The sequence below is a fragment of the Streptomyces sp. NPDC002773 genome (assembly GCF_040295605.1).
Classification (GTDB): domain Bacteria; phylum Actinomycetota; class Actinomycetes; order Streptomycetales; family Streptomycetaceae; genus Streptomyces.
On sequence record NZ_JBEOVO010000010.1, the window covers coordinates 96,067 to 112,323 of the forward strand.

The window sequence follows — 16,257 nt, forward strand, 5'->3', positions numbered from 1 at the left end:
CGCGCCGCCGCACATCCCGGCGTGCACACTTACCCGCATGCGTGTCCGCTTCCCCCTCCCCCACCCCCGCAGCCTGGCCGGCCAGCTCTTCGCGATGCAGGTCGTGCTCGTGGCCGTCGTCGTGGCGGGGTGCGCGGTCTTCGCGTACGTGACGGACCGGGCGCAGGCCGAGGAGACCGCGCGGCGCCAGGCCACCGCGACCGCCGCGGCCGTCGCCGACTCCCCGTCCGTGGTCGCGGCGGCCCGCTCCGCGGACCCGACGGCGGTGCTCCAGCCGTACGCCGAGTCCCTGCGCAGCCACGCGGGTGTCGCGTTCGTGGTGATCATGGCCCCGGACGGCACCCGCTGGACCCACCCCGAGCCCGCGCAGATCGGCCGGACGTACCTCGGGCACATCGAGGAGGCCGCGGCGGGCCGGACGTACTCCGAGACCCACCTGGGGATACTCGGCCCCTCCGTACGGACGGTGGCGCCCGTCTTCGACGACGGCAGGGTCGTCGCGCTGGTCAGCGCGGGCATCACGATCGACACGATCAGCGAGCAGGTACGGGAGCAGGTCACCGCGCTGCTCGGCATGGCGGGCGCGGCGCTCGCGCTCGGCGGGGCGGGGACGTACGTGGTCAACGCGCGGCTGCGTCGCCACACGCACGGCATGAACGCGACGGAGCTGAGCCGGATGCACGACTACCACGAGGCGGCGCTGCACGCGGTCCGCGAAGGGCTCGTGATGCTCGACGGGCGGCGGCGGATCGCCCTCATCAACGACGGGGCGCGGGAGCTGCTCGGCCTGGACGAGGGGGTCGTCGGCCGGCCGGCGGCGGAGCTCGGGCTGCCCGCGACGCTGACGGGTGCGCTGCTGTCCTCGGAGCCGCGGGTGGACGAGACGCATCTGACGGCGGACCGGGTCCTGGTGGTCAACACCCGGCCGGTGGTGGGCGGGGAGCGGCGCGGGACGGTCGTCACGCTCAGGGACCGTACGGAACTCCAGTCACTGTCCGGCGAGTTGGACTCCGAGCGCGGCTTCACGGAGGCGCTGCGCTCGCAGGCCCACGAGGCGGCGAACCGGCTGCACACGGTGGTCTCGCTCATCGAACTGGGGCGGGTGGCCGAGGCGGTGGAGTTCGCGACGGCGGAGCTGGAGCTCGCCCAGGCGCTCACCGACCGGGTCGTGGACGCCGTCGGGGAGCCGGTGCTCGCGGCGCTGCTGCTCGGCAAGGCGGCGCAGGCCAACGAGCGGGGTGTGGAGCTGGTCCTCACCGACGACAGCCGTATCGACGACGGGCTCGTACCGGCGGCCCTGCCGGCCCGGGACCTGGTGACGATCCTGGGCAACCTCATCGACAACGCGGTGGAGGCGGCCGGCGGGACCCCGCACGCCCGCGTGACCGTCACGGTCGCGGCCCGCGCGGGCGACGGCGAGCTGCTGCTCCGGGTCGGCGACAGCGGCCCCGGCGTCCGCCCGGCCGACCGGGACGCGGTCCTGGGCCGCGGCTGGACCACCCGCGGCCCCGGCCGCGGCATCGGCCTGGCCCTGGTGGCCCAGGCAGTCACCCGCGCGTCGGGCACGCTCGCCGTCACGGACGCGGAGGAGGGCGGCGCGGAGTTCACGGTACGGCTGCCCTTGCCGACGCCACCGCCACGGCGGGACGGCAGCCTGCCCGCTGCCGGGGACGCCGGGACGCCGCTGCCGCGACAGGACGGCGCCTCGGCCCTTGCCAGGAACGCCGCCCTGCCCCCGTGGCCCGGGACGCCGAACCGCGGGGCGCCGGAGCCGGGCATGGCCACCGGCCAGGCGGGGAACATCGCGCCGAGCGCGACCGCCGGACGCGTCAGGCCCCCGGGGCCGGGCAGCACCCCCGCCCCCGGCGGACCCGCCGAGCCAGGCACCGCCCCCGCCCCCGACGCGCCCCCCGGCCCACGCCCCACCCCCAGTCCCCGCCCCACCCCCGGAGCCGAGGTGTCCTCGTGAGTGCGCCGGCGTCTCTGCGGGTGCTCGTCGTCGAGGACGATCCCGTCGCCGCCGACGCCCACGCGCTGTACGCGGGGCGGGTCGAGGGCTTCACCGTCGTCGGGGTCGCGCACTCCCGGGCCGCCGCCGTGCGGGTCCTCGACCGGACGCCGGTCGACCTGATCCTGCTCGACCTCTACCTGCCCGACGGCCACGGCCTCCAGCTGCTCCGCGCGCTGCGCGCCGCCGGGCACTCCGCCGACGTCATCGCCGTGACCTCCGCCCGCGACCTCGCGATCGTCCGCGAGGGCGTCTCCCTCGGCGTCGTCCAGTACGTCCTGAAGCCCTTCGCCTTCGCGACCCTCCGGGACCGCCTCGCCCGGTACGCCGAGTTCCGGGCGTCGGCCGGCGAGGCCTCCGGGCAGGACGAGGTGGACCGGGCACTCGCCACCCTCCGGGCCCCGCACCCCGCCACCCTCCCCAAGGGCCTGAGCGCACCCACCCTTGAGGCCGTCACCCGCACCCTCCGGTCCACCCCGGCCGGGCTCACCGCCGCCGAGGCGGGCACGGCCGTCGGGATCTCCCGGATCACCGCCCGCCGCTACCTGGAGCACCTGGTCACGCAGGGTCGTGCCGTACGCGCCCCGCAGTACGGACAGATCGGGCGCCCTGAGCTCCAGTACCGCTGGCTCGAAGGCCACGCCCGCGGTCACTGACTGTTTCCATGATCATCGCGCTCGGTTACCGGCCGGTTCCCACGTTCCTACGACGTTGCACGTTGGGGGAACGCACCGTATCCAGCCGTTACCCTCCGCACCTACCGTTGCCGGGTGCACCAACCCTCACCACCCTTCAACGCCCTGGCCGCCCGCCGACTGCGCGAGGGCCTCGGCATGGCCCCCGATCACGTCGCCTACGGTCTGCGCGCCCAGTACGGCCTCTTCGTCACCCCCGACACCGTCGTCGCGTGGGAACGCGGCCGGGCCGCCCCCGACGAACAGGAGCTCTCCGCCCTCGCCGGCGTCCTGTGGTGCGCCCCCTCCGAGCTGATCGCCGCCGCCACCACCCTGCGCGAGCACCGGCTCACGCGCGGCCTCGCCGCCGATGAGCTCGCCCGGCGGGTGGGCGTCGCCGCCCACGCGTACCAGCGGATGGAGGACGAGGGCCGCTGGCGCGGCACCGAACGCCAGACGGCCGCGCTCGCGGAGGTCCTCGGTCTCGGCCCGCGCGCCCTGATCACCGCGACCGGCGGCGACGAACGCCTCGCCGAGCTGCTCCGCGACGCCGCCACCACCCGCTGGCAGGCGTACGTGAAACCGGCCGTGAAGATGCTGCCGCTGCCCAAGCGGACCCTGGAGTTCGCCCTGCAGCGGCTGCACACGGAGTACCACGCCCGGATGGTGGCGACCAGCAGCTGGGGCGCGTCGGGCGCGACCGGCGACGAGGGGCGCGCGTACCTGGACGGGATAACCGGCCACTTCTGGGCCGCCGTCGGACAGTGACCCCGCCCCCGGGCCGCCGCGCATCAGCGCCGTACAGATCAGAACCGTCGACCGGAGCCGTGGAACCGAGCCGTAGATTGGCTCCGTGAGACGACACATACCCTTCGAACGACTCCACAACTTCCGTGACCTGGGCGGCTATCGGACCGCCGACGGCGGGACCGTGCGGTGGGAGACCCTCTACCGCTCCGACTCCCTCGCCAAGCTCGCGGACGCCGACCCCGCCGACCTGGACCGCTTCCGCGCGCTGCGCGTGGCCACGGTGATCGACCTGCGCTACCCGTGGGAGATCGCCGCCAAGGGCCGCCTGCCGGAGACCTGGGACGTCTCGTGGCACAACCTCTCCATCGAGCACCGCCCGTACGACCAGGCGGAGATCGACCCGGAACTCGACCCGTGGCGCTACCTCGCCGACCGGTTCGCCGAGGTCGCCGAGGACGGCGCGGTGGAACTCCGTACGGCCCTGGAACTCATCGCCGCGTCCGACGGACCGCTCGTCTTCCACTGCGCCTCGGGCAAGGACCGTACGGGTCTGCTCGCCGCCCTCGTCCTCGCCCTCGTCGGGGTCCCCGACGAGGAGATCCACACGGACTTCGCGCTCACCGAACTGGCCACCGAACGACTGATCGCCGACTGGCGCGCGGCGCACCCGGGCCGCGAACTGCGCTGGCCCGGCTACGGCCGTGCGCCCGCCGACGTCATCCGGCTGTTCCTCGCGGACCTGCGCGCCCGGTACGGCTCGGTCGACGCGTACGTCACCGACCACATCGGCCTCGACCCGGCGGTGGTGCCGGCGCTGAGGGCCCGGCTGGTGGAGAGGCCTTAGGGCCGGGCCTGGGGCGGCGCGTCGAGCAGCCGCCCTCAGGGCCGGCGCTCGAAGGAGAACAGCTGGCCCCCCGCGTCCGGCGCGCAGGGCGCCTGGGCCAGCCGCGCCCAGGCGGCCGTGCGGTCACCGACGACGGTGACGCAGCTGCCGGGCGTCGCCGAGCCGACCGGGACGATCCGATGGCCCCGGACGGGAGTGCCGTACGGCTCCAGGGCGAAGGCCTCGACCCGGCTCGGGTCCCCGCACTCGGAGTCCTCGTACGCGGCGTCGGGTATCCGGCCGCCGGAGGGTATGCCGGAGCACCCGGGTCCGAAGTCGGGGTGGTGCGAAACGATCCTCCACCGGCCGGCGGCCACCGCCGCCAGGGAGTAGAGCGGGAAGCCCGCCTCTGCGCACGGCACCTGGTGGACCTGGCCGGTACGGGTGCCCCGCCGCTCCGCGAGGCAGAACTCCGTGCCGGTCACCCGGATCCGTACGTCCCCGGCGGCGGGAGCGGGGGCGGTCGGCGCGGTGGGGGTAGGGGGACGCTGCTGCCCGGCGGGACCGGTGCCGCCGTCCCGGAGGACGGCGACGACGCTGACCCCGGCGAGGACGAGTCCGGCGACCGCGACCGTCGCGACGAGGGCCCGCCGTATCCGGGACGACGTACCCGGCCGGCCGCCCGGAGAAGGGGAAGGCGAGGGGGAGCTGGGCCAGTCGGGCGGCGGGGCGGAGCCCTCGGAGGGACCGGCGGATGTGTCGGGAGGGCCGGCCACCCCCGTATCCGCCGCGTCCGTGCCCGTGCCCGCGTCCGTACCCCCGTCCCCGTCCGTGCCCGGCGCCGAATCCACTGCCAGGTCGGTCGCCGGACCCTCCCCCACCGGTTCGTACCTCCCCCGGCGCGCAAGCTCCCTCCGTACCGTCCGCCAGTCCTCCTCCGCGGCCGGCGCGACCCCGCAGGCGCGGACGAAGGCGAGGAGCAGCTCCTCCCGGGGCAGGGTGGGGCGGGCCAGCATGTTCGCCACGGTGGACCGGGGCAGGACGTCCCCGCGCGCCTCCGCCCGGGCCGTGAGCTCGCGGTAGGTCAGGCCCGACCAGTCCTTGAGTGCCTGGAGGCGCGCGAGGAACTCGGCGGGGGTCCCCGCCCCCCGCGGGTCAGGGGTGTGCTCCCCCGGTGTCATGCGCGGTTCTCCCTTCCGCCGGACAGGGTTGGGACATGTCCGGGACAGGCCCTCAGCCTTGTTGATCTCGCGCTCCGGCTCAAGAGTGGAACTCGGCATTTCCGGGGGGATGCCGGGCACAGCGGAGTGGCCCCGACCGTCCACGGGGGGACGGTCGGGGCCACTCGGGTGCCGCGGGTCCGCCGGAAGGCCCTAGGGCGGGCCAGGCGGATCAGGGACTAGAAGACCGACTCCGCCTCGCGCATGCGGTCCTCCGGGACCGTCTTCAGCCGGGTCACGGCCTCGGCCAGCGGCACCATCTCGACGCCCGTGCCCCGCAGCGCCGTCATCCTGCCGAAGTCGCCGCGGTGCGCGGCCTCCACCGCGTGCCAGCCGAAGCGGGTGGCGAGCACCCTGTCGTACGCGGTCGGCGTGCCACCGCGCTGGACGTGGCCGAGGATGACCGGGCGGGCCTCCTTGCCGAGGCGGCGCTCCAGCTCGACGGCGAGCTGGTTGCCGATGCCCTGGAAGCGCTCGTGGCCGAACTGGTCGATCTCGCCCTTCTGGTACTCCATCGAGCCCTCGGCCGGGTGGGCGCCCTCGGCGACGCAGATGACGGCGAACTTCTTGCCGCGGGCGAAGCGCTCCTCGACCATCTTGACGAGGTCGTCGACCTGGAAGGGCCGCTCGGGCAGGCAGATGCCGTGCGCGCCGCCGGCCATGCCGGACTCCAGGGCGATCCAGCCGGCGTGGCGGCCCATCACCTCGACGACCATCACCCGCTGGTGGGACTCGGCGGTGGTCTTGAGGCGGTCCATGGCCTCGGTGGCGACGCCGACGGCGGTGTCGAAGCCGAAGGTGCGGTCCGTGGAGGAGATGTCGTTGTCGATCGTCTTCGGGACGCCGACGACGGGCATGCCGGCGTCGGAGAGCATCCGGGCGGCGGTCAGGGTGCCTTCGCCGCCGATCGGGATGAGGACGTCGATGCCGTACTCGCGGGCGAGGTCGGACGCGGACTCGGCGGCCTCGGCCAGCCGGTTCCGCTCCAGGCGTGCGGAGCCGAGGATGGTGCCGCCGCGGGCCAGGATGCCGCTGACGGCGTTCAGGTCGAGGGGGCGGTAGTGGCCGTCGAGGAGGCCCTTGAACCCGTCCTCGAAGCCGATGACCTCGTCGCCGTGGCCGGTGAGCGCCCGGTGCACGACCGACCGGATCACTGCGTTCAGGCCGGGGCAGTCGCCGCCTGCGGTGAGGACTCCGATGCGCATCGTGCTCTGTCTCCTGCTCGGTCGCGGTCCGTGTGAGCCACCGCAATTCTCACACGCCGGACCTGGCGGGCGCGCTCGCCGCCGCTCCGCGCGCCCCGCCGGCCGGGCCCGCGGAGGCCTTTCGTCCCGGGCTTCCGGGCCCTTCGTCCGGCGGGCGGCTTAACCATCGGCGGGGGTATTGTCAAGGGGGTAATGCCGCCCTATCGGGCCATTCTGAGGGCACTGGATTGACAGGCGTTGGATTGGCAGGCGCCCGATCCGGCAGGCCCCGGATTGACAGGCAGTCGATGACAGGCACTGGACCGGCGGTGGCGGCAGCACCCCGAGTTCCGCAGGACTGGACAGGAGACCACGGCGTGACGCGCAGCGTGTACGTGACCGGGATCGACCGCGGAGACGGCCGCCAGGTCGTCGAGCTGGGAGTCATGGAGCTCCTCACCCGCCAGGTGGACCGGGTGGGGGTGTTCCGGCCGCTGGTGCACGACGGTCCCGACCGGCTCTTCGACCTGTTGCGCGCCCGCTACCGGCTCTCGCAGGACGCCTCCACGGTCTACGGCATGGACTACCACGAGGCCGCAGCGCTCCAGGCCGAGCGGGGCACCGACGAGCTGGTGTCGCGGCTCGTCGACCGTTTCCACGCCGTCGCCCGCGACTACGAGGTCGTCCTCGTCCTCGGCACCGACTTCGCCGCCACCCAGCTCCCCGACGAGCTGGCGCTCAACGCCCGGCTCGCCAACGAGTTCGGCGCCTCCGTCATACCGGTCGTCGGCGGCAAGGGCCAGTCGGCGGAGTCCGTACGCGCCGAGGCGCGCAACGCCTTCCGTGCGTACGACGTGCTCGGCTGCGACGTCCTCGCGATGGTCGTCAACCGGGTCGCGGGCGAGGACCGGGAGGCCATCGCCGAGCGGCTCACCGCCCGGCTGCCCGTGCCCTGTTACGTCCTGCCGGACGAGCCGGCCCTCGCCGCGCCCACCGTCTCCCAGATCACCCACGCGCTCGGCGCCTCCGTCGTCCTCGGCGACGACGCGGGCCTCGCGCGCGACGCCCTCGACTTCGTCTTCGGCGGCGCCATGCTGCCGAACTTCCTCCACGCGCTGACCCCCGGCTGCCTGGTCGTCACCCCCGGGGACCGGGCCGACCTGGTCGTCGGCGCGCTCGCCGCGCACTCGGCCGGCACCCCGCCGATCGCGGGCGTGCTCCTCACCCTCGACGAGCGGCCCGGCGAGGAGGTCCTGACCCTGGCGGCCCGCCTCGCGCCGGGCACCCCGGTCATCTCCGTACCGGGCAACAGCTTCCCGACCGCCGCCGAACTCTTCGCCCTCGAAGGCAAGCTGAACGCCGCCACCCCCCGCAAGGCGGAGACGGCCCTCGGCCTGTTCGAGCGGCACGTGGACACGGCCGACCTCCTCAAGCGGATCTCGGTCGCCCGCAGCGGCCGGGTCACCCCGATGATGTTCGAGCACGAGCTGATCGAGCAGGCGCGCGCCGACCGGCGCCGGGTGGTGCTCCCGGAGGGCACCGAGGAGCGGGTGCTGCGCGCGGCCGACGTACTGCTGCGCCGTGACGTCTGCGATCTGACGCTGCTCGGCGACGTCGAGACCATCCGCAAGAAGGCCGCCGACCTGGGCATCCCGCTCGCCGACACGCAGGTCATCGACCCCCAGACCTCGGAGCTTCGGGACTCCTTCGCGGAGAAGTACGCGGCGCTGCGCGCCCACAAGGGCGTCACCGTCGAGCTCGCGTACGACGTCGTCTCGGACGTCAACTACTTCGGCACCCTGATGGTGCAGGAGGGCCTGGCCGACGGCATGGTCTCCGGTTCGGTGCACTCCACGGCCGCGACGATCCGCCCGGCCTTCGAGATCATCAAGACGAAGCCGGACGCCTCGATCGTCTCCTCGGTCTTCTTCATGTGCCTCGCCGACAAGGTCCTCGTGTACGGCGACTGCGCGGTCAACCCGGACCCGGACGCGGAGCAGCTCGCGGACATCGCCGCCCAGTCGGCGGCCACCGCGGCCCGTTTCGGCGTCGATCCGCGGATCGCGATGCTGTCGTACTCCACCGGGACCTCGGGCTCCGGCGCGGACGTCGACAAGGTGCGGGAGGCGACCAAGCTGGTCCGCGAGGCACACCCGGAGCTGCGGATCGAGGGTCCGATCCAGTACGACGCGGCCGTGGAGCCCTCGGTCGCGGCCACGAAGCTGCCGGACTCGGAGGTCGCGGGGCAGGCGACCGTCCTGATCTTCCCGGACCTCAACACCGGCAACAACACCTACAAGGCCGTGCAGCGTTCGGCCGGCGCCGTGGCCGTCGGCCCGGTGCTCCAGGGTCTACGGAAGCCGGTGAACGACCTCTCGCGCGGCGCGCTCGTCAGCGACATCGTGAACACGGTCGCCATCACGGCGATCCAGTCCCAGGTCCCCCGGATCCCCCAGACCTCCCAGACCTCCCAGGTCCCCCAGGTCCCCACCCAGGGTCAGGAGCCCACCGCATGACCGCCTCTCGTGTCCTCGTCCTCAACTCCGGCTCCTCGTCGGTGAAGTACCAGCTGCTCGACATGGGCGACGACAGCCGTCTCGCCCAGGGGCTGGTGGAGCGCATCGGCGAGGAGACCTCGCGGCTCGTGCACACCCCGCTCCGAGGCGGCGGAGGGAAGCGGGAGAAGAGCGGCCCGATCGCCGACCACGCGGCCGCGCTGAAGGCCGTCGCCGGGGAGCTCGCGGCCGACGGCCTCGGCCTGGACTCCCCCGACCTCGCGGCGATCGGCCACCGGGTGGTGCACGGCGGGCTGCGGTTCACCGAGCCGACGGTGATCGACGACGAGGTGCTGGCGGAGATCGAGCGGCTGGTGCCGGTGGCGCCGCTGCACAACCCGGCGAACCTCACCGGCATCCGTACGGCGATGGCCCTGCGCCCCGACCTGCCGCAGGTCGCGGTCTTCGACACGGCCTTCCACACGACGATGCCGGAGTCGGCCGCGCGGTACGCGATCGACGTGGCGACGGCGGACGCGTACCGGATCCGGCGGTACGGCTTCCACGGCACCTCGCACGCGTACGTCTCGCGGGAGACGGCGCGGCTGCTCGGCAGGGAGCCGGAGGAGGTGAACGTGATCGTGCTGCACCTGGGGAACGGAGCCTCCGCGTCGGCGGTGCGGGGCGGCCGGTGCGTGGACACCTCGATGGGCCTGACCCCCCTTGAGGGCCTGGTCATGGGCACCCGCTCGGGCGACATCGACCCGGCGGTCACCTTCCACCTGAAGCGGGTGGCGGGCATGGACGAGGACGAGGTCGACGTCCTGCTCAACAAGAAGTCCGGCCTGGTCGGCCTCTGCGGAGACAACGACATGCGGGAGATCCGGCGCCGGATCGACGAGGGCGACGAGCGGGCGGCGCTCGCCTTCGACATCTACGTCCACCGGCTGAAGAAGTACATCGGCGCGTACTACGCGGTGCTCGGCCGGGTGGACGCGGTGGCGTTCACGGCGGGGGTCGGCGAGAACGCGGCCCCGGTGCGGGAGGCTGCGATCGCGGGCCTGGAGGAGCTGGGGCTCGCGGTGGACGCGGGCCTCAATTCCGTACGGTCCGACGAGGCGCGGCTGATCTCGCCGGAGTACGCGCGGGTGGCGGTGGCCGTGGTACCGACGGACGAGGAGTTGGAGATCGCGCGCCAGAGTTACGCGCTCGTTCAGAGCACAGCGGGCTCGAACGAGTGAACGCCTGAGCGGCCCCGCGCCCATTTGTACTTTCCGCCAGACGGAATATTCCGCAGTGAAACAAACCGATAGGATCCGCCTCATGCGCCGTTCCAAAATCGTCTGCACGCTGGGCCCCGCCGTCGACTCGTATGAGCAGCTGAAGGCTCTCATCGAGGCCGGCATGAACGTGGCCCGATTCAACTTCAGCCACGGATCCCAGGCAGAGCACCAGGAGCGGTACGACCGCGTCCGGCAGGTCTCCGCGGACACCGGGCGCGCCGTCGGCGTGCTCGCCGACCTCCAGGGTCCCAAGATCCGCCTCGAGACCTTCGCCGAGGGCCCCGTCGAGCTGGTGCGCGGTGACGAGTTCACCATCACCACCGAGGACGTCCCCGGCGACAAGTCGATCTGCGGCACGACCTACAAGGGTCTGCCCGGCGACGTCTCCAAGGGCGACCAGGTCCTCATCAACGACGGCAACGTCGAACTGCGGGTCGTCGAGGTCGAGGGCCCCCGGGTCAAGACCATCGTCGTCGAGGGCGGTGTCATCTCCGACCACAAGGGCATCAACCTGCCCGGCGCGGCGGTCAACGTCCCCGCCCTGTCCGAGAAGGACGTGGACGACCTCCGCTTCGCCCTGCGGATGGGCTGCGACATGGTCGCGCTCTCCTTCGTCCGCGACGCGAACGACGTCAAGGACGTCCACAAGGTGATGGACGAGGAGGGCCGCCGGGTCCCCGTCATCGCCAAGGTCGAGAAGCCGCAGGCCGTCGAGAACATGGAAGCCGTCGTCGCGGCCTTCGACGCGGTCATGGTGGCCCGTGGCGACCTGGCCGTCGAGTACCCGCTCGAGCGGGTCCCGATGGTGCAGAAGCGTCTCGTCGAGATGTGCCGCCGCAACGCCAAGCCGGTCATCGTCGCCACCCAGATGATGGAGTCGATGATCACCAACTCGCGTCCGACGCGCGCCGAGGCGAGCGACGTCGCCAACGCGATCCTGGACGGCGCGGACGCGGTCATGCTGTCGGCCGAGTCCTCGGTCGGCGCGTACCCGATCGAGACCGTGAAGACGATGTCGAAGATCGTCGCCGCGGCCGAGGAGGAGCTGCTCTCCAAGGGCCTCCAGCCCCTGGTCCCGGGCAAGAAGCCCCGCACCCAGGGCGGCTCCGTCGCCCGCGCGGCCTGCGAGATCGCCGACTTCCTGGGCGGCAAGGCCCTGGTCGCCTTCACCCAGTCCGGTGACACGGCCCGCCGCCTCTCCCGCTACCGCACCCAGCAGCAGATCCTCGCCTTCACGACGGACGAGAACACCCGCAACCAGCTCACCCTGAGCTGGGGCGTCGAGTCCTACCTCGTCCCGTTCGTGGAGACCACGGACGCGATGGTCGACCTCGTGGACGCCGAGCTCCTGAAGCTCCAGCGCTACAACGAGGGCGACACCATGGTCATCACCGCCGGCTCGCCCCCCGGCGTCCCGGGCACGACGAACATGGTCCGCGTCCACCACCTGGGCGGCGGCGAGCGCGCCTGACGGCCGTGCCGCGCCTGACGCGTGACGAAGCCCCCGTCCGGTGGACGGGGGCTTCGCCATGAGGGGTACGGGGATCAGTCGGGCTCGATCGTGTTCCGGAGCTCCGGGACCCTGAGGGTGCCGCCGAACTGGCCGGCCTGCTTCAGCTTCACCTTGGTGAACTCGGCGTAGGGGACGTCCACCGGGGGCGGGGTCTCCGGGCTGAAGGTGACGGGGAAGAGGCCGAAGAGGTTGCCCTTCAGCTCCTCCGTGTACATGGTCACCGTGCCGTTGCGGATGGTCGACTCGTCCTTCTTGCTGGAGCGGACGTGCGCCGTGTACCCGTCGGAGTGGACCGTCATCTGGTGCAGGTCGTGGATGTCCACCTTGGACGCGGTGAACTTCAGCACCTTCTTGATCGTGCCGCCGTAGGTCTTCACCTCCACGATGCCGTGGTACTTCAGGCCGTACAGCTTGAGCCACGAGCTCTCCAGGCGCCACGGCTCGTCCGGGAGCAGCGGGAGGCCGGGCTCCAGCTCGGCCGCCGCCAGCGCCTCGGGGTCGGGCTCGGGGCACGGGAAGCGGGGCTTCGCGCCCTCGGGTATGTCCTCGTCCTTCTTGGCGTCGAGGCCCTTGGCGCTCTCCGGCAGCTCCTCGACCGTGACACCCGCCTTCTCGGCGGCCTTCTCGATCGCGGCCTTCGTCTTCTCGGCGGCCGGGTCGACGGTCGCCTTCGCCTTCGGAGCGGTGGTCGTCGGCTTCGGCGCGTCGGGGGTCGTCGCCGGCTCGGCCGGGGGCTGGGTCGTCGGGGCCGTCGTGGTGGGCGTGACCGTCGGCTCCGGGTCGGGGCCGTCGAACAGGTCCTTGAGCGCGTCACCCACGCCCAGCGGGTCCAGCGGGTTCACCGACTTCGTCGGCGTCGGCGCGGGTGTGGGCGTGGCGGTCGGCGCGGCGGTGGCCTTCGCCCGCTCCTGGGTCTGCTGGGTCGTCGCCTGCCCGGTCTCCGTCGCGGTCGGCGTCGGCGTGGCGGTGGCGCTCGGGGTGGCCGTCGCGGTCGTCGAAGGGGTGGCGGACGGGGTCGCGGACGGGGTCGGCTTCGCCGTCTCGGCGGGCTTCGTCGTCTCGGCGGGCTTCGTCGTCTCCTCGGTCACCGGCTCGTCCGAGCGGGTCACGCAAGGGCCGGGCGCGAAGGGGATGTCCTTGTCGTCGGCGAGGGCGATCTTGGGCGTGAGGCCCATGCCCACGAACACCGCGGTCGGCATGGCGGCCAGCGCCATCGCCTTGCCCGCGGGGCCCTGGATCCTGTTCAGCAGCGACTTGCGCGGGGCCGCGTGCCGCGGGCCACCTTTCGCGAGCGCCGGCTGAGTCTCGTCACCCCGCACTGTTCCTCCCGCCGTTGGCGTCGATCGTCGTTTCGGTCGTGTGGTGCTCCGCCTCGCGCTGCGCCGGGACGCCGGCGGCCAGTACGCCGTCGGCCTCGGCGGAGGTCTTCCGCTCGCCGTCGTCCTCGGCGTCGAGTGCCTCCTCGACGGGTGGCGCGGGCGCCCAGGCGATGGACATGCCGCCGCCGACGAGGGCGAGCAAGTACCCGATGACCAGACCGCCGAAGTTCGACACCGGGATGGAGACCAGCCCCAGGATGATCGACGCCACACCAGCGAAGACGCGCACGATGGAGTGGAACCACATGGTCAGGCCGAGCGTGACCAGCAGGACGCCGATGATCAGCGCGCTGGATCCGGCGGTCGTCTTCATCGCGAGGGTGATATTGCCGAGTCGCATGTCCCCGTAAGGGAGGTAGGCGATCGGCAGACCACCGAGGAGGGTGAACAGTCCGGCCCAGAACGGCCGGGTCTGCCGCCAGACCTTGAACCGATTGTCCTGGTGGACTTCGCGGGAGGCAGGGGACTCGGCGCTCATGGAAACAGCTCCTGGAAGCGGTGTTGCTGAGAAAGAGGTGGAGAGAAGTGGGGCGGGGCCCCGGAGAGTGTGCGGGCCGCCGGGGCGGCCCGCACCTTCAGGGCCTGGTCAGCCCTGGAAGCACTCCTTCGAAGTGCCCCGGTGCAGGGACAGCTTCAGGTCGGGGAGCTTGAAGGTCGCGGCCGTGGTGGCCCAGGCCTTCTGCCTGACCCCGGTCAGTTCGACGGACTTAGCGCGCTGGGCGAAGCCGAATTCCTTGGCCTCGGTGCCGGGCTGGATGCCCTGCCCGCCCTCGTACTTCGGGAGCGAGCCCGCCGCGACGCCGATGTCGATCTGATCGAACTTTGCGTCGGCCTCGAGGTAGGAGACGTCGAGGTACAGCTCCTCTGCCAGGACCTTGTCCTCGTCCCTGCCGGACTTGGCGGCCTTGGCGCCGGCCTCCAGGCGGAGGGTGATGTCACCGAGACCCAGAACCGGCGTAACGACCGACTGGCACATGTTGGTGATCTTGGCCGTGTTGAAGCCGGAGACCGCGACAGGGGCCCCGAACTTCTCGCCCTCCAGGGTGTGCCCCTTGGCCACGCTGCCGTACTGGACGAACTCGGTGCCCTCGAGCCTGTCAGTGGAGACCTTGAACTCCTGGCCGGAGATGGCGAAGGACGCGGCCAGCGCGCCCTGAGCCAGCCCGACACCGATCGCGGCCGTCGCGACCACACTCGGGACCATGACGACGGCGAACCGCTTCCATCTGGTTCCGCCACGAACCTGGGACTGCATGAGAATTCCTCCTTCTCGGACGTACATCTCCGGAAGGGCCGGGGGCCCGTCCCGGGATGGGAGAAGAGCTACGTCCTCGGGAAGGAGAGCGCCGAGGCATCAGGCGGCGCGATGCGCGTCCGAAATCACCGGCGATCACCCCCGAGCGACAACCATGGGCCACGCCTTTGAGCGCGGCCTGATCGGACAGGCCCCGTTCGGTGAGATCGGGAACCCCCCTGTCCACGACCGGTGCCGGAACACCGGTCCGCCCGGTGGGGACCTTCGCCGCGGTCCCGGTGGTTGCCGGGGTGGTGCGGTTCGGACCGAGCGTCGCCGATCGTGGTCCATTCCGCGCCGTGACACAAGGGGGCTCGTTACTGACTGGTAACGGACGAGTAACCGGGCCATGGCGGCATGGGACCGAACGGGCACAGAGGGTACGTTCGCGTGCGCGGGAATGTCGGGAGATCGCCGTATGAATACGGACAGAAGACGGGGGCCGACTTACTGCAAGTAACAGCAGCCGTGATTACCAAGATTTGGTAAATCACGGCTGCCATTTGTCACTGCGCTGCCAATTCGGGCCGGGCAGGCCTCAGAACAGCACGCGGGCGAGCGCCTGGCGCGCGGCCGTGACCCTCGGGTCGTCCACTCCGATCACCTCGAACAGTTCCAGGAGCCGCAGCCGCGCCGCGTCCCGGTCCTCGCCCGCCGTGCGGCGCACGGTCTCCACGAGGCGCCCGAAGGCGTCCTGCACGTGGCCGCCCACCAGATCGAGGTCGGCGGCGGCGATCTGGGCGGTGACGTTCGCCGGGTTCTCCGCGGCGTCCTTGCGGACGGCGGCCGGGTCCAGGTCCTGCACCCGGGCGAGCAGTTCGGCCTGGGCCAGGCCGAGCTTGGCCTCCGGGTGGGCCGGGTCGTCGGCGAGCACGTTCTTGTACGCCTGGACCGCGCCGGCCAGGTCACCCGCGTCGAGCGCGGACAGGGCCGCTTCGAGGAGCGCGTCGTACGGGCCGGCGGGAAGCTCGGTCGGCGAACCGCCCTCGGAGGCGCCCGCGTCGACGGCGATCCCGGTGAGACCGAAGCGCTCCTCGCCGATCTGGATCAGCTGGTCGAGGGTCTCGCGGATCTGGGCCTCGGGCACCGCGCCCTGGAAGAGCGGCAGCGCCTGGCCGGCGACCACCGCGAAAACGGCCGGAATTCCCTGGATGCCGAACTGCTGCATCAGCATCTGGTTGGCGTCGACGTCGATCTTCGCGAGGAGGAAGCGGCCGTTGTACTCGACGGCGAGCCGTTCGAGGAGCGGGCCGAGCTGCTTGCACGGCTCGCACCACTCGGCCCAGAAGTCGAGGACGACCGGGACCTCGGCGGAGCGCTGGAGCACATCGCGCTCAAAGCCCGCCTCGTCTACATCGATCACCAGGGCGGACGGCGACACCGCCGCGGAGCCACCCTGTCGTGCGGCTTCGGCGCGCACCTGCTCCGCCTTCGCCTTGGCCTCTCCGGCCGCCTTCACCGCGGCGAGATCGACGACGCCGCTCATGGACATGTTTCGGGGCTGCATGCGTACATCCTCCCCCTTCCGCGCGCGTAACCGGTAAGCCATGGCTGAACCGTGCCGTCCGCACGTCTCCCGCCGGTGTGCGAGACGTGGGGCGACACGGTTCTCGTCGTCGCTTCGCACCGGGTCC

General features: G+C 72.3%; 13 protein-coding genes. 7 read left to right on the forward strand and 6 right to left on the reverse strand.

Going from position 1 to position 16,257, the window contains the following annotated elements; genetic code table 11:
* Nucleotides 1-37 precede the first annotated feature (37 nt).
* The 4 genes from ABT034_RS15335 (at nt 38) to ABT034_RS15350 (ending at nt 4,276) form a co-directional block, all read left to right on the forward strand.
* The gene (locus ABT034_RS15335; protein WP_351215199.1) at nt 38-1,969 is read left to right on the forward strand and encodes a sensor histidine kinase; all 1,932 of its coding nucleotides are present in this window, start codon (nt 38-40) and stop codon (nt 1,967-1,969) included.
* The gene (locus ABT034_RS15340) at nt 1,966-2,664 is read left to right on the forward strand and encodes a response regulator (protein ID WP_351215201.1); all 699 of its coding nucleotides are present in this window, start codon (nt 1,966-1,968) and stop codon (nt 2,662-2,664) included. Before ABT034_RS15335 ends, ABT034_RS15340 begins: the two co-directional genes overlap by 4 nt.
* A gap of 177 nt (nt 2,665-2,841) precedes the next feature.
* Nucleotides 2,842-3,450 carry a helix-turn-helix transcriptional regulator gene (locus ABT034_RS15345; RefSeq protein WP_351215398.1) on the forward strand — a complete coding sequence of 203 codons (609 nt, stop codon included), beginning with the start codon at nt 2,842-2,844 and terminating at the stop codon, nt 3,448-3,450.
* Between the two features lie 85 nt (nt 3,451-3,535).
* On the forward strand, nt 3,536-4,276 hold the full coding sequence (locus ABT034_RS15350) for a tyrosine-protein phosphatase (RefSeq protein ID WP_351215203.1): 741 nt from the start codon (nt 3,536-3,538) through the stop codon (nt 4,274-4,276).
* Nucleotides 4,277-4,311: 35 nt separating this feature from the next.
* Here ABT034_RS15350 and ABT034_RS15355 read toward each other — a convergent pair whose 3' ends face one another.
* Entirely contained in the window at nt 4,312-5,436 is a 1,125-nt protein-coding gene (locus ABT034_RS15355) for a hypothetical protein (RefSeq protein WP_351215205.1), read from the reverse strand.
* Between the two features lie 218 nt (nt 5,437-5,654).
* Nucleotides 5,655-6,680 carry an ATP-dependent 6-phosphofructokinase gene (locus tag ABT034_RS15360; RefSeq protein ID WP_351215207.1) on the reverse strand — a complete coding sequence of 342 codons (1,026 nt, stop codon included), beginning with the start codon at nt 6,678-6,680 and terminating at the stop codon, nt 5,655-5,657.
* 356 nt (nt 6,681-7,036) lie between these two features.
* Here ABT034_RS15360 and pta point away from each other — a divergent pair, with 356 nt between their 5' ends.
* The 3 genes from pta to pyk all read left to right on the forward strand — a co-directional run bounded on the left by pta (nt 7,037) and on the right by pyk (nt 11,908).
* Complete coding sequence (pta, locus tag ABT034_RS15365) at nt 7,037-9,175, forward strand: phosphate acetyltransferase (protein ID WP_351215209.1); 2,139 nt, start codon at nt 7,037-7,039, stop codon at nt 9,173-9,175.
* A complete protein-coding gene (locus ABT034_RS15370) occupies nt 9,172-10,395 on the forward strand; it encodes an acetate kinase (protein ID WP_351215211.1) in 1,224 nt (407 codons plus the stop codon). The genes pta and ABT034_RS15370 overlap by 4 nt, the downstream gene beginning before the upstream one ends.
* An 82-nt stretch (nt 10,396-10,477) precedes the next feature.
* Nucleotides 10,478-11,908 carry a pyruvate kinase gene (pyk, locus tag ABT034_RS15375; RefSeq protein WP_351215213.1) on the forward strand — a complete coding sequence of 477 codons (1,431 nt, stop codon included), beginning with the start codon at nt 10,478-10,480 and terminating at the stop codon, nt 11,906-11,908.
* Nucleotides 11,909-11,982: 74 nt separating this feature from the next.
* On the opposite strand, the gene ABT034_RS15380 is transcribed toward pyk, so the two are convergent.
* The 4 genes from ABT034_RS15380 to ABT034_RS15395 all read right to left on the reverse strand — a co-directional run bounded on the left by ABT034_RS15380 (nt 11,983) and on the right by ABT034_RS15395 (nt 16,130).
* Entirely contained in the window at nt 11,983-13,269 is a 1,287-nt protein-coding gene (locus ABT034_RS15380; RefSeq protein ID WP_351215215.1) for a hypothetical protein, read from the reverse strand.
* Nucleotides 13,259-13,807 carry a DUF6114 domain-containing protein gene (locus tag ABT034_RS15385; RefSeq protein ID WP_351215217.1) on the reverse strand — a complete coding sequence of 183 codons (549 nt, stop codon included), beginning with the start codon at nt 13,805-13,807 and terminating at the stop codon, nt 13,259-13,261. The genes ABT034_RS15380 and ABT034_RS15385 overlap by 11 nt, the downstream gene beginning before the upstream one ends.
* A gap of 108 nt (nt 13,808-13,915) precedes the next feature.
* The gene (locus ABT034_RS15390) at nt 13,916-14,584 is read right to left on the reverse strand and encodes a DUF6230 family protein (RefSeq protein WP_351215219.1); all 669 of its coding nucleotides are present in this window, start codon (nt 14,582-14,584) and stop codon (nt 13,916-13,918) included.
* A gap of 577 nt (nt 14,585-15,161) precedes the next feature.
* Nucleotides 15,162-16,130 carry a tetratricopeptide repeat protein gene (locus tag ABT034_RS15395; RefSeq protein WP_351215221.1) on the reverse strand — a complete coding sequence of 323 codons (969 nt, stop codon included), beginning with the start codon at nt 16,128-16,130 and terminating at the stop codon, nt 15,162-15,164.
* Nucleotides 16,131-16,257 lie beyond the last annotated feature (127 nt).

Coding starts and splice junctions, on each gene's coding strand:
- ABT034_RS15390 (WP_351215219.1), bottom strand. CDS start 14,584: ATGCAGTCCCAGGTTCGTGGCGGAACCAGATGGAAGCGGTTCGCCGTC.
- ABT034_RS15370 (WP_351215211.1), top strand. CDS start 9,172: ATGACCGCCTCTCGTGTCCTCGTCCTCAACTCCGGCTCCTCGTCGGTG.
- ABT034_RS15385 (WP_351215217.1), bottom strand. CDS start 13,807: ATGAGCGCCGAGTCCCCTGCCTCCCGCGAAGTCCACCAGGACAATCGG.
- ABT034_RS15395 (WP_351215221.1), bottom strand. CDS start 16,130: ATGCAGCCCCGAAACATGTCCATGAGCGGCGTCGTCGATCTCGCCGCG.
- ABT034_RS15335 (WP_351215199.1), top strand. CDS start 38: ATGCGTGTCCGCTTCCCCCTCCCCCACCCCCGCAGCCTGGCCGGCCAG.
- ABT034_RS15355 (WP_351215205.1), bottom strand. CDS start 5,436: ATGACACCGGGGGAGCACACCCCTGACCCGCGGGGGGCGGGGACCCCC.
- ABT034_RS15345 (WP_351215398.1), top strand. CDS start 2,842: ATGGCCCCCGATCACGTCGCCTACGGTCTGCGCGCCCAGTACGGCCTC.
- ABT034_RS15360 (WP_351215207.1), bottom strand. CDS start 6,680: ATGCGCATCGGAGTCCTCACCGCAGGCGGCGACTGCCCCGGCCTGAAC.
- pyk (WP_351215213.1), top strand. CDS start 10,478: ATGCGCCGTTCCAAAATCGTCTGCACGCTGGGCCCCGCCGTCGACTCG.